The organism is Micromonospora phaseoli (assembly GCF_900109115.1).
Taxonomy (GTDB): Bacteria; Actinomycetota; Actinomycetes; order Mycobacteriales; family Micromonosporaceae; genus Micromonospora; species Micromonospora phaseoli.
In genome coordinates this window covers 675,017-689,735 of record NZ_FNYV01000002.1, presented here as the reverse complement: position 1 = coordinate 689,735, position 14,719 = coordinate 675,017, and the positions used below count along the sequence as shown (strand labels likewise).

Annotated in this window: 9 protein-coding genes; 3 read left to right on the top strand and 6 right to left on the bottom strand. The window is 69.1% G+C overall.

Annotated elements, in window-relative coordinates; genetic code table 11:
• Positions 1 to 8 precede the first annotated feature (8 nt).
• Positions 9 to 1,304, bottom strand: a complete 1,296-nt coding sequence (locus BMY89_RS07835; RefSeq protein WP_092377136.1) for an ABC transporter substrate-binding protein — start codon at positions 1,302 to 1,304, stop codon at positions 9 to 11.
• A gap of 764 nt (positions 1,305 to 2,068) precedes the next feature.
• Here BMY89_RS07835 and BMY89_RS07830 point away from each other — a divergent pair.
• Entirely contained in the window at positions 2,069 to 7,012 is a 4,944-nt protein-coding gene (locus BMY89_RS07830) for a DUF3710 domain-containing protein (protein ID WP_092377133.1), read from the top strand.
• Positions 7,009 to 7,470 carry a DUF4760 domain-containing protein gene (locus tag BMY89_RS07825; RefSeq protein ID WP_139217921.1) on the top strand — a complete coding sequence of 154 codons (462 nt, stop codon included), beginning with the start codon at positions 7,009 to 7,011 and terminating at the stop codon, positions 7,468 to 7,470. Before BMY89_RS07830 ends, BMY89_RS07825 begins: the two co-directional genes overlap by 4 nt.
• Positions 7,471 to 7,493: 23 nt before the next feature.
• Here the strand turns inward: BMY89_RS07825 and BMY89_RS07820 are convergent, their stop codons facing one another.
• Positions 7,494 to 8,228: a hypothetical protein gene (locus BMY89_RS07820; protein WP_092377127.1), complete on the bottom strand. Its 735-nt coding sequence runs from the start codon at positions 8,226 to 8,228 to the stop codon at positions 7,494 to 7,496.
• Entirely contained in the window at positions 8,221 to 8,715 is a 495-nt protein-coding gene (locus tag BMY89_RS07815) for an RNA polymerase sigma factor (RefSeq protein ID WP_269766854.1), read from the bottom strand. Before BMY89_RS07815 ends, BMY89_RS07820 begins: the two co-directional genes overlap by 8 nt.
• A gap of 127 nt (positions 8,716 to 8,842) precedes the next feature.
• Here BMY89_RS07815 and BMY89_RS07810 point away from each other — a divergent pair, with 127 nt between their 5' ends.
• Positions 8,843 to 10,132, top strand: a complete 1,290-nt coding sequence (locus BMY89_RS07810; protein WP_232521115.1) for a YncE family protein — start codon at positions 8,843 to 8,845, stop codon at positions 10,130 to 10,132.
• Between the two features lie 21 nt (positions 10,133 to 10,153).
• Here the strand turns inward: BMY89_RS07810 and BMY89_RS07805 are convergent, their stop codons facing one another.
• The 3 genes from BMY89_RS07805 to BMY89_RS07795 all read right to left on the bottom strand — a co-directional run bounded on the left by BMY89_RS07805 (position 10,154) and on the right by BMY89_RS07795 (position 14,437).
• Complete coding sequence (locus tag BMY89_RS07805; protein WP_092377121.1) at positions 10,154 to 11,608, bottom strand: P-loop NTPase family protein; 1,455 nt, start codon at positions 11,606 to 11,608, stop codon at positions 10,154 to 10,156.
• Positions 11,605 to 13,449, bottom strand: a complete 1,845-nt coding sequence (locus BMY89_RS07800) for a dynamin family protein (RefSeq protein ID WP_092377118.1) — start codon at positions 13,447 to 13,449, stop codon at positions 11,605 to 11,607. The genes BMY89_RS07805 and BMY89_RS07800 overlap by 4 nt, the downstream gene beginning before the upstream one ends.
• A gap of 94 nt (positions 13,450 to 13,543) precedes the next feature.
• Positions 13,544 to 14,437, bottom strand: a complete 894-nt coding sequence (locus tag BMY89_RS07795) for an IniB N-terminal domain-containing protein (RefSeq protein WP_092377115.1) — start codon at positions 14,435 to 14,437, stop codon at positions 13,544 to 13,546.
• Positions 14,438 to 14,719: the final 282 nt, after the last annotated feature.

The following is a 14,719-nucleotide window of genomic DNA, read 5'->3' as shown; positions in this document are numbered from 1 at the left end:
GTAGTTCTCTACGGGCCTTCGGCGGCGGCCTTGACCGCGTCGACGATGCTCTGCGGGTCTCCCTTGCCGGCCAGCATGTTCACCACGGCGGTGTTGAGGGCGTTGCCGACCTTCTGCCCGTACACCGTGTCGAGCCACTGCGAGACGAACGGCGCCTGGTTGTAGGCCGCGAGCACCGACTGCAGGTGCGGCTCGGTGACCGCGGCCTGCGCCTCGCTGTTCACCGGCGGCGCCTGGAAGGCCGCGTAGTACGCCTTCTGTACATCGGTCTTCGCGATGTAGTTCAGGAAGGCGGCGCACTCCTCCTTGGGGGCCTGCGCCGAGCAGGAGTAACCGTCGACGCCACCGAGGATGGCGCCGGGCTCACCCGCGCCGCCGGTGATGCTCGGGAAGGGGAACCAGTCCAGGTCGGGCAGCGGCTTCTCGTCCGGGGTCAGTGAGGCGATGACGCCCGGGTTCCAGGCGCCCATCAGCTCCATCGCCGCCTTGTGGTTGGCGAGCAGACCGGCCGAGCTGGCCGCGCCCTGCTGGGCCGAGGTGGTCAGGAAGCCGTTGTTGAACGGCTGCGCCGCGGCGAAGCTCTGTACGTCCTGACCGGCCTTCAGCCAGCAGGGATCGTCGAAGTTCATCGTCTGGCCGGCCTGGGTGATCGTGTCCGAGCTGCACTCGCGCAGCGCGAAGAAGTAGTAGTAGAAGGCGGCTGGCCAGGCGTCCTTGGCCCCGAGGGCGATCGGCTGCACGCCTGCCGTCTTCAGCTTGTCGACGGCGCCCTTGAGCTCGTCAAGCGTGGCCGGCGGCTGGGTGATGCCCGCCTGGGCGAACAGATCCTTGCTGTAGAAGAAGCCGCCGGGCAGGACTGCCACCGGCATCGCGTAGACCTTGCCGTCGATCGTCTGCGCGGTGAACGACCCCTCCGAGATGACCTTCTTGGTGTCGTCGGTGATCGATCCGGTGATGTCCATCAGCTGGCCGGCCTTGACCATCGCGGCCATCTTGCCGCCGCCGCGCTGCATGAAGACGTCGGGGGCGTCGCCGGAGTTGAGCGCGGTCTGGAGCTTGCCGTCCAGGTCTTCGTTCTGAATGGACTGAATCTCGATCTTGACGTTCGAGTTCGCGGCCTGGAAGTCGGCGACCGTCTTCTCCCAGAAGGCCTTGCCCTCGCCCGTGGTGGCGTTGTGCCAGAAGGTCATCGTGACCGAGCCGTCGCTGTTGCGGCCCTCCGAGTCGCCGCCACCGCACCCGGCCGTCGCCAGGACGCCCGTCGCCAGGGCGACCGACACAGCCAGTAGTTTTCTCGCCCTCATCAATTTTCCTCTCTGCCGAGTCTGTCCACCTGAAACTCCGCTGCGGCGAGCGGAGCCGCCAACCAGGGGCGCCCGCCGGGGACGCAAGCGGGGGGTCCTCCTGTCGACAGGCGCTGGTCTGGTGCTCGGCTCGCGGCCACATCGCGGTCGGCCTTGGGGTGACCCAGGCCACCGACGGCCAAAACGGTCGCAGACTTACCGGAAAAAGACAAGACACGTTCCGGAAACATCCATTGCCCGGGGCCCGGTCAGGAGAATCACCGGCTACCTGGACCTGATAGCAGTCGGACGCGGGAGGGTGGCTCTGCGTGACGAACTGTTCGCGCTAACACCCATTTGCCCGTTCACTACGCAAATCGTACGTCGCCGGGTCTTCAGTCACCTCCTTCTCGGATGTCGTCCGGCACGCCCGACATCGTTCTCCCGCAAAACTCCCGGTAGGAAATCCGGTCGTCGGTGCTGGTGGAGGTAGGTGGCGGGGGGCGGCAGGGTGCACGGTGTCGGCGACTTCGACGGCGAGTTCGAGCGCGCCGCTGTGGGTGGATCGTCCACAACTGACGCGGTCGTGACGCTGACCATCTGCACACTCGGCGCAGAAGTCTTTCCTTTTGCTGACAGCACCCGCAGATCGGATCTTCACGATGCCCAAGTGACGGGTGTCGACTCTCCAGGTGCCGAGGTACTCTGCCTGACGCGAGCGACAGATACTCGTGTTAGAAAGGCGACACGTCCAATAACGGTGAGCTGATCTCCGCGAGGATTAGATGACCACTGCACCAGGAAACAGGCCATTACGCCTGTGCGTTGTCCAACTCGACGGCACGCCGCAAGCTCTCAGCGAGTATGGCAAGCTGTGGCTGCCGGCGGAACCTCTCGCAAGTGAACCTGACTTCACGCAGGCGCTGTCTGCCACCGCATTTTTCGCCGCCGCCGCCGGTGCAAACGCCTCGAACATCCTCCGCGACGTCCAGGAGATCGCTTCCACCGAAACACGACAGTTGCTTTCGGAGATACTTGCGTTTGTCGACAGCCGCGAGGCGGACGTAGTCGTGCTGCCCGAGTACGTAATTCCGATCTCCTGCCTCGATGTCCTGGTCGGATTCTCCCGTGGCCGGGCACTGGTCGCCGGCATGGGTATCGTGCGCAACCGAGCAGAGGCCGAGATGCTGGCCATTCAGGCAGGCGGGCGGCTCGGTGCGGGCGACCTGATCGGGCGCAATCTGTCGGTGCTGGTGGAGAACGAGCGTGTGCACCTGGTGACCAAGCACTACCCGTCCGAACACGAGGTTGCCGAAGTGGGCAACGGGCCGATCGTGGTCGAGACCGTGCTCCGCGGCCGCGCCGTTCGGATCGGCGTCGCGGTGTGCCTCGACTACCTACGCAGCGGGGACGAGTTGCTGGCCCAGAAGCCGGATGTGGTGTGCGTTCCAGCATTCACCGCCACCGTCGCCCCGTTCGTCCCGGACCGGCCGCGCGACTACGTCCGGCTGATTGCGAACTGCGCCCGCCACGGCGGGTCCACCATCGTGGCGCCCTCCCTGCGGGGCTCGGCCTTCGTGGACAAGCGCGGCGTCGCTCCGGTCGGCAGGGGATACGCCGCCATTCTGATGGTGGACCACGATCGCTACGCGCAGCAGCCGACCTCTCTGGCGAGGACGGAGAATCGTCTGGTGCTCCGTTCGGAGATCATCGAACGGAGGGCCGATAGCGAGGTGGCGGTGACCGTGGTTCGGGCACTGGACGAGCGCCGTGACGGGCAGAGCGGGTCGGTCACGACGGATCTCCCCGAGCAGTTGACCAGGTGGCTCACGCACCTGCCGACGCAGGGCCCGCTGCGGCAGAGCCTGGAGGAGTACCGTAGGGCGTTGGCTCAGGGGCTCGACGACGATCGACACTATGCCCTGCTCGGCACCCACCTCGCCGTCACGTCCATGGTCGAGGAGGAAGCGGTACGGGCGAAGCAAGCCAAGCTGGTCGTACGTCGAATTGGCGATCTGGTGGCCTCCGGTGTGGAAGTCCCGCCAGTCGGTGCCCTGTTGGATGCCCACCGAGCATTAGCCGACAAGTTTCGGGAAGAAGACGAGATTCGCCGTGTTGACGGCAACGTCTGGTCGTTCGCCATCCGGCTCGGCAGGTATGACAGCCGCCGAGCCGTGTCCACGCTGCCTCGGCAACTGAACTTTCTGCGCGCGCTCAGTGCGCTACCGCCCGATTCGTTCTCCATCACCTACCGCCTCCATTCGGTGTCCGACCCGCACAGCCCGGATCTTCGCAACTACTTCGACGTGATTGTCACCGGGGACGACTCGGTCGTACAGGCGGATCAGGTTGAAGGGCAACTCCGTTCGATGTTGGTCGCCTGCTGGTCGTTGTCGCGGTCCGACGAGTCGTCCGGCCTGCCGGACGGTGCCTACTGTCTACGAATCACACCGGACCTCAGTAGTCACTCACCGACAGTCCGCGACGACTGGTCACCGATTTTCGACCTTATCCGTACGCACGACACACCGATTGCCATGGATATGCGGGTCACGCCGGTCGCGCCGCTGGGTGACAGCACCCGGGCGGCGCGTACGGTTGATGATGACAGCGTACTGCTGAACACCCTCACCTCAATGCCGTACATGACCGTCGGTGATGAGGCCGAGCGCCGGGCTGCCGCATACTTCAGCCTCCTGAGGGACATGTCAAAAGAAGAATCCAAAGGTCTGGGCATGTCGCTCGTGCTCAGCAGCGAGCAACCCATACCAGATCTTCTGGCCGACACGATTCGTCATGAGGTCTTCGGGACCATACCGGCCACCGTCGAGCAGGTCGAGCCCGAGGTGGCACACGATGAGCCGGTCCGTTTCAGTCCCAGCGAGCTGATCAGGATCTTCCATCCACCCTATGGGCAGTTCCAGGCTCGCGGACGGCAGAACCAGTACGACGGGTTGATTCACTACCAGGGTCCGGAGTTGCCGAAGATGGGTCTCCGGCTGGGCAGCGCGAAGATTGCCGGGCCGAAGGTCGACCGCAGCATCGATGTGCTGTTGGACGAGACCGCTCGTGTCCGGCACATGTACGTGGTCGGCAAGACGGGTACCGGCAAGACCAACTTCCTGAAGGAGTTGTGCCGGCAGGACCTGGCAGGACGGCGGGGAGCGGACCCTGCCGCGAAGCGGGGCCTGGTCGTGATCGACCCGCACGGAGACCTTGTCGACTACCTTGCCTGGCACTGCCAGGACCGGCTCGGGGAAACCGTACTTCTGGACTTCGGCCGCTCGGACTACCTGCCCGTGCTCAACCCCCTCCTGCTCGATATCCATGACGAGCGCAGCGAGATCCTGCACACGACGGACTTCCTGCGGGTGTTGGAGTCGAGGTATTACAACGAGTTCACCGGCCCGGTATTTGACGACATGGTTCGCCAGGCATTGGAAACCATGTTCGAGCCGGAGTTCCCGGTGCCGCGGTCACTGGATCTGGTCGAAATAATGTATCGGAACCGGGAGATTCGCCGGCTGGTCGCGCAGTCGATCGAATCCAACACGGTCCTGCGTGACCGGTGGAACGTATTCGAATCCATCTCGGAGAGCGAACGGGCCGAGCGCGTCGTGTGGATGCTGTCCAAGTTGGCTGATCTCATGCCCAGCGGCAGCCGGGTCCGTGCGTCGCTTTGCAGCACCCGGAACTCCCCTCTCTCCATCGACCAGATCGTCTGGAACAACGGGGTGCTGCTCGTAAAGATTCCTGAATCCACGCTCGGCGCCGGAGCGGCCTCATTTATCGGAAGCTTGCTCCTCCGCCGCATCCAGCGAGCGGTTTTCGACTACGAGCGGGGCACCGGGAGGCAGGTCGCCAACCGCCTACCGTTCACCCTCTACATCGACGAGTTCCAGAAGTTCGCGACCGCTGGGCTCGAAGGGTTGATTGCCGAGGCTCGCAAGTTCGGCTGCGGCCTGGTCCTGGCACACCAGAATCTGGAGCAGCTCTACGCCTTCTCCCGTTTCGAGGGCGGGCGGAGCCGTGAGTTGCTCAACGCGATCCTGGGTAACGTTGGTACGACGGTGTCCTTTCGGGTCGGGCCGCAGGATGCGGAGATCCTCTCCGACGTGCTTCGTACGACGGGGAGGTCGTTCGACGAGTTGCCAAAGTTCAAGGCCCTCTGCCGCCTCATCGTCGACCATGACGACACGCCGTGCTTCACGCTGAGCGTTGACGACTCCCGGAGGCAACTGGGGATCAAGGCCGCCGCAGATCGGCTGAACGAACGGATGATCGAACAGGGCTACTGGGTCTCGGTCGATGAGTCTGGCGACGTCGAGCGTCACCTTGAGCGCTTCGAGGAGGCGCTGAGCTCCCGCCGTGACCAAGCGAAGGCTGCCGCTGACCGCGCTCGGGCAGATCTGCGCGAGGAGTTGATGTCGACTCCCGGAGACGGCTTCGACAAGCTCAACGAGTTCGGTAGGACGCACCCAGAGTTCGGCACGCCTGTGCTGGTCCATATGCTGTCTGGCGTCGTATCCTTCCATCTCGATGCGCCGGCGTCCGTCAGGCAGGAGTTGGTGGACGCACTGGCCGCACTCTTCTCCGGCCAGACGGAGCCCTCGGCCGACTCGGCTGATGCGTTTGTCGAGTCACTGCTACGGCCGTTGCTGCCTGCCGACGTGGTGGACCAGGCGCAGGCGACGCAGCTGATTGCGGCGGTGGCTCAGATGATCGGTGTCGTTGACACAGACGAGGAGCCAGTAGACGCCGCAGATATCGCAGCCATGTCCGTCGAGATCTTCATCGCCGGGTTTGTCGGTGCGCTCATGGACACGGAGAGCCGGCGATCCCTGGCATCTCAACTCGTCGCGGCAGGTGTGACGTCTGCTGCCGCCCGCGCCATCGTGGCGGACCTGCCAGCAGCAGTGGCGAGCGCGGTTCGGGCCTGGCAGGAGACCCAGGTGGCGGCACTCGAACTGATCTCACTCGGCGCGTTCCTGGACGTGGATCCCGGGACCGCGGAACCACAGCCCGACCGGGCGGGCTCGGACGGCGTCGACGAGGAGCGAGGCGCCGAGGAGCGAGAAGCCGAGGAGCGAGTAGCCGAGGAGCCAGAAGCCGAGGAGCGAGTAGCCGAGGAGCCAGAAGCCGAGGAGCCTGTGGTCTCCGGGCCGCGAGACATCTCGGAGGTCGATGTGTTGCCGGCCAATCACCTGGACCTGGGAGCCATGTTCGTGACCGTTGCCGACGGCGTACGTTTTTCCGTCTCCGCAGGCCCTGACGGAGACTTTCGGGTCCTTGTCGCCGAGGCAGCGGCAGAGCGGATGAACATCGAGCTTTACGCAGCGACTGGAGGGCCGCTCTGGCCCGAGGTGCGGGCAGTGATGGCCGGCCGGATCACGCAGGACGGTCTGACCGTGCGGAAGGTGGCGGGACCGTTCGGCGACGAACTCCACTACGCGACAGAAGACGGGCAACAGTTGCGTGCATTCGGTATAGATGGTCCGGGCTGGTTCCTGAGGATAGTCCAGGCCGGGCCCGCGGCATGGGAGAGCGGCAGTGTGCCGGAGTTGGAAGCGATGGTGCGCGGCATTGTCGTGAAGGCGGCGCTGACCAACCTGACCCGGCACGAGAAGGTGATGATGCGAATCCAGAGAGACAAATTGCCGGTTCAAGGTTCCGCCGAGTCCAACGGCGACGAGCCAAGGACCCAGGAAGTGGCGGGGGAGGCCAAGTGAACGGCCTGGGTGCTGCCATGCTGGCCTTGTTCTCTCCATTCGTGGCAATCACCATCGCGGTCTGGGGTTTTAGACGTGCCAACCGCGCGGACCGGGTCCGTGCCTTCTTCGACCTCTACCAGCGATACATCTCACCGGAGCAGCGGCGCGGCAGGCGGCTACTCCATGCTCAGCTGTCCGGTCGCTCGACGGAGGAGCTCGCTGCACTCAACCAGGAGGTGCGCGATCAAGTGGGAGTCACGCTGGCCACCCTGAACGCTATCGCCATTGCCTGTGAGGGCGGCTATGTGGACGTAGCCATGGTCGAGAAGAGCATGGGGCGCTCCTATTCCAGTACGGTGATGGCCGCCAAGCCTTATCTCGATCACGTCGAAGGGCAGCGTGGGTATCGCCCTTATCCATACGCCGAGCGCCTGGCTCAGCGGCTGGTCGAACGTGGCGTGGCCGTTCCCGAATAGCGCGTGCGGGCCGCCATCCGACCTCACCTCATCGAGGCGGCGATCTCGACGGCCTCGACTCGGGTCAGGGAGCACTCCAGACGGTAGGTCACCCCGGCGTCCTCCCAGATCAGCGTCGCGGCGGCGAGTCGGGCGCTCTCCTGGCGTACCGTGCCGTCGCGGTCCACGTAGGTCACCGGGTGTGGGCCGCCGATCCAGACCGCCGGCACCCCGCCGACCTGGGTCCACTCCGTACCGGATCCGCCGGCCTGCTTGAAGAAGACCGGGTCGAGGCGGCCGTCGAAGGCGTCCAGGCGCAGCGTCCCACCGTGGTAGAGCAGGGTCGCCACCCGGTGGCTGCCGGTGCCGTCCGGGTCGGCGACCAGCACCTGATCGGGTGGTCCCAGAGCCGCCGGCGTCCGGATCGGGAAGCGCACCAGCCGCCCCGCCTCGTCCAGCGCGGCCGGTCGCTGCGCCGGTAGCGGTGACGGGGAACCGGGCGGCGGCACCGGCGCGGACGAGGTGCTGATGGTGATGCCGGCGAAGCGCAGCAGACCGGTCACCGCGTCGGCGACGGCGGCCCGTCCCGGCGGCAGCACGGCCACCAGCAGCGCGGCGAGCGCCGCCGCGAGCGCGTACCGCCATCGGCGTCGGACCGCGATGCGGCGGGAGCGCGGCGCGGCGGTCAGTCGGGCGCGGACCTGCGCCGCCACCTCGGGCGGGGCAGGTGTGTCCAGGAACAGCGACAGCTCGCGTAGCTCCCGTTCCAGATCATCCACGGCTGACCTCCTCGACCGCGAGCAGGCCGCGCAGCTTGACCAGGGCCCGGGAGGTGCGGGACTTCACGGTGCCCCGGGGCCAGCCCAGCATGGTGACGGTCTCGTCCTCGCTCAGATCGAGGAAGTAGCGGCAGACGATCACCTCGCGATCCTTGGCGGGCAGCGACCGCAGGGCCCGCACCAGCGTGGCGCGTCGCTCCCCGGCGAGCACCGCCGCGACGGCGTCGTCGTCGGCGACCTCGGATCGCGGGTCCACCCTGGCGGCCCGCAGCGTCAGCCCGTGACGCCGGTCCCGCGAACGGTGCAGGTTGCGGGTCTCGTTCGCTACGATCGCCAGCAGCCAGGACCGGAAGGACGACTCGCCGCGATAGCGGTCGAGCTTCCGGTAGCCCTTCACGAACGCCTCCTGGATGACATCGTCCGCATCCGAACCCGCGCCGAGCAGCACCGCGGTCCGGTACGCGGACGCGGTGTGCCGGGCGACCAGGAGTTCGTACGCCTCCAGGTCACCGGCCTGCGCGCGGGTGACGAACTCCTCGTCGTCCAGTGGAACCTCCGGTGGGGATCACCAGTACTGACACCGCCCGGGCCGCCCGGGTTCCACCCTCGCCGCGATGGAACCTCCGACGATCCGGCGGTGTCACCGGGTCATGATGGCGAAGACGACGATCTCGCGGCGTACCCTGCTGACCGTCCTGGCCGGCGCGGGCGCCGCCGCCCTGACCGGCTGTGACCCGGCGGCTCCGGCGGCGCCGACCTCCGCCGCTCCGCTGCCGGACCCGCTGCTCGTGGAGGTGGACGGCGGCCTCGGGGTGCTGCGCGGTACCGACCGGCAGACGGTCCCGCACGGGGTGGCCACCGCCGACGGACGGCTGGTGTACGCGAGCGTGCCCGACGGTGCCGACACCGCCCTGTGGCGGATCGACGCCGGTCGAGACACCGCCTCCGACCGGGTCCGGCTGCCCGGCCGTTGGGTGCCGCAGACCGTCTCCACCGACGGCACCCGACTGGCGCTGACCACCGAGGGGGTCAGCGCCACCAAGGAACGTCCGGCCGGGCGCGACGTGACGCCGGTGCTGATCGCCGACGCCGGTGGCGTGCGGCAACGACTGCGGCTGCCGGGCAACGTCGTGCCCGAGGCGTTCACCCACGACCTGGCCGGGCTCTTCGTCCTGGAGTGGCTGCCGCCGAACGCGCCGGACCGCTACCGGGTCCGCGTCGTCGACCTCGCCACCGGTGTCCCCGGGCCGCTGTCCACCCGCGACAAGGCGCCGGTCCCGGCGGGCGCGGAGGAGGAGATGCGCGGCGACGGACGGCAGGCGGTGCTCGCCCCGAACCGCACCGTGCTCTACACGCTCTACACCCACCAGCCCGACCACCAGCACACCCGGGACCGGATCAGCGGCCGGCCGGGCAGCGACGTACACGCCTTCGTGCACACGCTGCACCTGCAACAACGGTGGGCGTACTGCGTGGATCTGCCGCACCCGTTCGGCGAGGGTGCCGCCGACGGTCACGCCATGGCGATCACCCCGGACGGCAGCCGCCTGTACGTCGCCGACGTCAGCTCCGGCGCCGTCGCGGAGATCTCCACCGGGGAGCTGACCGTACGGCGGACCGTCAGGCTCGCCACCGGCACCGGCCCGGCGTTCGCGGCGGCCGACGGCGAGCGGCTGTTCCTCGGCACCGGTGCCGCCGTGCGGGCCGTGGATCTGGCGGGCCTCAACGTCGCGGCCGAGCGGCCGGTGCGTGAACCGGTCACCGGTCTCGTGCTGAGCCCCGACGGCAGCCACCTCTACGTGGGCCAGAGCGCCGCGGTGGCCTGGCAGGATCCCATCTCCGGCGGTGAACTCGGCCGGGCCGCCGTGCCCGGCCTGCTCGGGCTGCGCGGCGTGCTGGCCTGATCCCAGGAGCACGCCATGCGGTCAGCGGGAGTGGGCGGCCAGGTCGGCGAGCATCCCGTCGCAGCTGCGGACCACGATCTGCGCGCCTCGCCGCTGGGCCAGCCGCAGCGCCGGATCCTCGGCGTGTTCCTGCCACCGCCACCGTGCCTCGGTGGCGGCCTCCCACAACCATCCGAGGGTCGCGTCGTCGCCGACGCCGAGTCGGGCGGCGGGGCCCTCCCCGTCACCGCCGGCCAGCCGTCGGGCCTCGGCCGCCAGGTCGGCGTCGAAATCGAGCCGCCCGTCGCGCAGCGCCGCCAGCAGGCGCGACTCGGAGAACTCGTGCGCCCCGGAGAGGAGTCGCTCCAGCGCCCCGAGCAGGTCGGCGGTGCCGGCGTCCGGTTCGGCCCGCAGCAACTCCTCCACCGCCGCCAGGCATGAGCGGGCCTTGAGCACCTCGCGCCGGTCGACGAAGAGGCGGTTGATCGACTCGCGCAGCTCGCCCAGGCCGCTGCGGCGTACCAGTTCGGCGGCCAGCGCCGCGCGGCTGCCGCAGCTGGTGCGTACCAGGGTGGTCGCCAGGCGTATCCCGACCACGCCGAGCCGGTTCAGCAGCGCGCTGCGGGCCGCCGCGTCCAGTCCGCCGGGCGGCTCGCCGCGGGCGAACCGCTCGGCGGAGAGGAGGTACGGCTCCAACTCCGCGCGAGCCACCCGGGCCAGGGCCGCCAGCCCCGCGAACTCGGCTTCGGTGAGCACCCGGCCGGCCAGGCCGAGCAGCCCGCTGCACGGTGCCACCGTGACGCACAGCGCGTCCACCTGTGGGTCGCGCAGGGCGCGCCGGGCGAGCTGGCGGGCACCGAGCAGCGCGTCGACGCGTCCGCCGCCGAACTCGTCCACCCTGGACATCACCATGATCGTGTGGATCGGCGCGGCCTGTCCGACCACGCCCTGCCGAGCGGCTTCCAGCACCCGAAGGTCGGCGCCCCGGGCGTCGCGCGTCAGATACAGCAGCGCGTCGGCCTCCCGCAGCACCCGATCCAGCACCGGATCCGGTGCCTGCTCGTCCGCGCCGACCGCCGGGGTGTCGAGCAGCGTCACCTGCCGCAGGGAGCGGGCCGGCCACCGCACCACGATGTCGCGTAGCTCGCCGGCCCGCCAACCGGCGAGGTCGACCCGCATCCCGGTGGCCGACCGCAGCACCGCCAGCCGCTGCGGCGGATGGCTGGTCGAGTAGGCGGTGGCGTCCGGCTGCGGTCCGTCCTCGTACCAGGTGAAGGCGCTCCCGTCGACGGGGGCCACCTCCTCGCCCATCAACGCGTTGAGCATGGTGGACTTGCCGCTGCGCCACCCGCCGGCGATCGCGACCCGCAACGGCTGGTCGAGCCGGGCAGACTGGTGCCGCAGGACGTCGGTGGCCCGTGGATTGTCCCGGTAGACGTGCAGTGCCCGGTGCAGCAGTTCCCGCACGGCCGCGTCGAGCCGTGGAGCACCGGTCATGTCCGGGGTGCCAGCGGCGCCGGGCGGGCGGCAGCCACCTGCTGTGCCTGCTCGTAGAGCTGGGCGAGCCGGATCATCCGCTGCTGGATCTCGCGGTGGCGCCGCTCACGCGTCACCGCGTCGGTGTCGGCGGCCTGCTTGGCGCTGCGCAACGACTCGATGATGTCGGCCTGCAACTCCTCGGTCAGCGCGGCGAAGTGGTCGCGCAGCAGGCGCTGCGCTCGGCGGGCCGCGTCCCGGCTGTCCTTGCTCACCCGGACGAAGAAGTCGTCGACGTGCCGCTGGACCGCCGATTTCACCGTGGCCTGCCGGCGGCGCAGCAACTGCCGTCCCTCATCGCGGATGCTCTTGCCGCCGAAGAGCGCGCCGGCGCCGAGTGAGATCGGGTTGATCATCGGTAGGCCGGCGAGCGTCAGCGCCAGGCCGAACATCAACAGCCCGCCGTAGGAGCCCTTCATGCCGGTGAACATCTTCTGGCCCATGGTGAACCGGTCCACGTTGGGCCGCTCCAGCTCCGGCAGCGGCTGCCCGTGCTCCGACGTCACCGCCAGCGGCCAGGGCGGCAGCGTCCCGTGACCGTACCGGGCGAACGAGTCGGCGACCCGCCGGGCAACCCACTCGCAGCGTTGGACCAGCCACTGCCGGTTCGCCTCGGCCGCCTCGACCAGGCTGCGCTCCAGCCACTGCGCGACGGAGTCCCACGCCACCAGCGGATCGGCGGTCTCGAACGCCTCGTCGACGGTGTTCAGGATGTGCCGGGTACGGTCCCGCAGGTCGTGCTCGATGTCGGAGAGCAGGTCGGCCATCTCGTCGGTCAGCGTGTTCTGCCATCGGGTGGAGCAGCGGCGCAGTTCGTCGACCTCCCGCTGCGCGGCGTGCAACCGGGTCATCGGGGCGGACTGCTCGACCGACTGCGCTCCGGTCAACTCCGCCCGCAGGGGCGCGGCGAGCTGCTCGACCACGGTGCGTGCGGTCAGCACCACCGCGGCCCGGGCCAGGGCGTCGGGCTTGCCGGTCAGGTCCCGGCGAAGCAGGGCGATGAGCGCCGGGAAGCCGGATTCCGCGTTGAGCGCGTGGTCGTCGGTGGCGGCGGCGCGCAGCCGCAGGGCCGCCGACACGGGTACCAGCGTCGCCGGTATGCCGGCGTCGGCCAGGTGCCGCCGATTGCGGTCGGCCACCGTACGCCAGTCCGGGACCAGGTCCGTCTTGGTCTGCACCACGACCACATTGGCGTGTGACCGGGTGAGGTGCAGCAGCCGGTTCAGCTCGGTGACGGAGAGGTCCCGGGTGGAGTCGGAGACCAGCAGGACGGTGTCCGCCCTGGTCAGCGCGGCGACCGGGGTGCTGGCGCCGGTGGCGGACGATTCGCCGCCGGGCATGTCCACCAGTACCAGGCCGGCGCCGAGCAGCGCCCGGGGCAGGCCGATCTCGATGTAGGCGGGGCCTGCGCCGGGCCGACGGCCGGTCGTGCCGGCGACCCCCGCGGCGATCTGCTCGGTCGGCACCGGTGTCCGCTCCACCGTCGACCGCTCGGCGCCGGGCGGCGTCCCCGGCGTCGTCGACGGCGTCTGCACCACGGTGGCGGAGGCGATCTCCGCATGGCGCAGCACGGTCGGCAGGACCGTCGTACGTCCGTCGCCCACCGGGCAGACCGGGGCGTTGACGATCGCGTTGACCAGTTGGCTCTTGCCCTGGTTCGGCTCGCCGACGACCAGGACGGTCAGCGTCGGATCGAGCAGGTGGGCGCGCTTGAGCCGAACGGCCTGCAGAAGGTCGCTGCGACCGTGTTCCTGGCACGTGCGGGCGATGTCGTCGAGCGCGTCCAGCCAGATTCCCGCCATCACCGCATCAAGTGTGCTTATTCCGGATCAAATAGCAAGAGCCCAGAAGTGGGTGGGGTCGATGCCACCGGCGGCGACCCCACCCATCCCCGGGTCAGAACAGACCGTCGGTGAGGCCGAGCGCACCGCCGGTCGGGGTGCTGGCCTCCGCGTGGTCCCCGCTCGCCGAACCGCTGACCCCGCCGCCCAGCACGCCGTTCGCGCTGCCGCCGACGGTGCCCGTGACGGTGCCGGTGACGCCGGACAGCAGGCCGTCCACCTGCCCGGTCACACCATCCACCGTGGACGGTACATCGATCGGCGGGGCCACGCCGCCGACACCCTGCTGCAGCCCCAGGCCGCCCAGGGTGTCGCTGACACCGAGCGAACCGACCAGGTCGCCGACCTGGCTGGTGGTGCCGGGCAGCAGGCCCGCCGAGGTGTCGAGCAGCCCGGAGTTGGTGGCGTCCACGGCGGACGCGGGGTCGCCCACCGTGCTCGTGACGTCACTGAGGGCGGGCTCCGTGGTGCTGCTCACGGTGCCGACGCCCGCGTCGAGGGTGTCCGCCACATCGTGCACGCCGGACAGGTCCACACCGACGCCGGTGGGGGTCACGCCGAGGCCGATGCCGGGCAGCACGCTCGCCCCCACGGTGACCGTCGCCGGGTCGACGGCGACCGTGCCGAGGACGCTCGCCTTGACGTCCACGCCGTTGTACGAGCTGCTGAGGGTGATCTGCTGCGCGACGTTCTGCAACTGACTGATCGCGTCGGTGGTGTTGCCCAGCAGCGGGTCGACGCCGAGCTGACCGACCGCCGGGGCGACCGGCGCGAGCCCGTGCACCGGGGCGTAGTCGACCACCAGCGGCACCACATCCTGGACGTCGGCGGCCGTGATGTCGCCGAGCCCGGCGGCCCGCAGCGCGCCCTCCGGGTCGAGGTCGAAGGCCGACCGCGCGTCTGCGTCGGTCAGCAGGTTGAGCACGAAGTCGTGCAGCGTCTGGTCCATGTGGGGGTCTCTCCTCGGCGGATCGTCAGCGAGCGGTGATCGCAGATGACGCTACGTTCGCTCGGCCCTACCGGACATCGGGGACGATCCCGCAACCGGACCCGTTCGACTAGGGGCGACCCCCCTCTCGTACGTTAGGGGGAATGGGGGGTCGAAGTCGGTTCAAGTTGGGGCTCCTGATGCCGGAACGTCTCTGGTACGAACGTAGGAGCCTGCGGGGGTCCCCCGGGGCGGCCCACCGCGCGGCGGGCGCCTGTCCGGCCCGCCCCAAGGCCGACGCGG

Coding starts and splice junctions, on each gene's coding strand:
- BMY89_RS07795 (WP_092377115.1), bottom strand. CDS start 14,437: ATGGACCAGACGCTGCACGACTTCGTGCTCAACCTGCTGACCGACGCA.
- BMY89_RS07800 (WP_092377118.1), bottom strand. CDS start 13,449: ATGGCGGGAATCTGGCTGGACGCGCTCGACGACATCGCCCGCACGTGC.
- BMY89_RS07810 (WP_232521115.1), top strand. CDS start 8,843: ATGGAACCTCCGACGATCCGGCGGTGTCACCGGGTCATGATGGCGAAG.
- BMY89_RS07835 (WP_092377136.1), bottom strand. CDS start 1,304: ATGAGGGCGAGAAAACTACTGGCTGTGTCGGTCGCCCTGGCGACGGGC.
- BMY89_RS07830 (WP_092377133.1), top strand. CDS start 2,069: ATGACCACTGCACCAGGAAACAGGCCATTACGCCTGTGCGTTGTCCAA.
- BMY89_RS07805 (WP_092377121.1), bottom strand. CDS start 11,608: ATGACCGGTGCTCCACGGCTCGACGCGGCCGTGCGGGAACTGCTGCAC.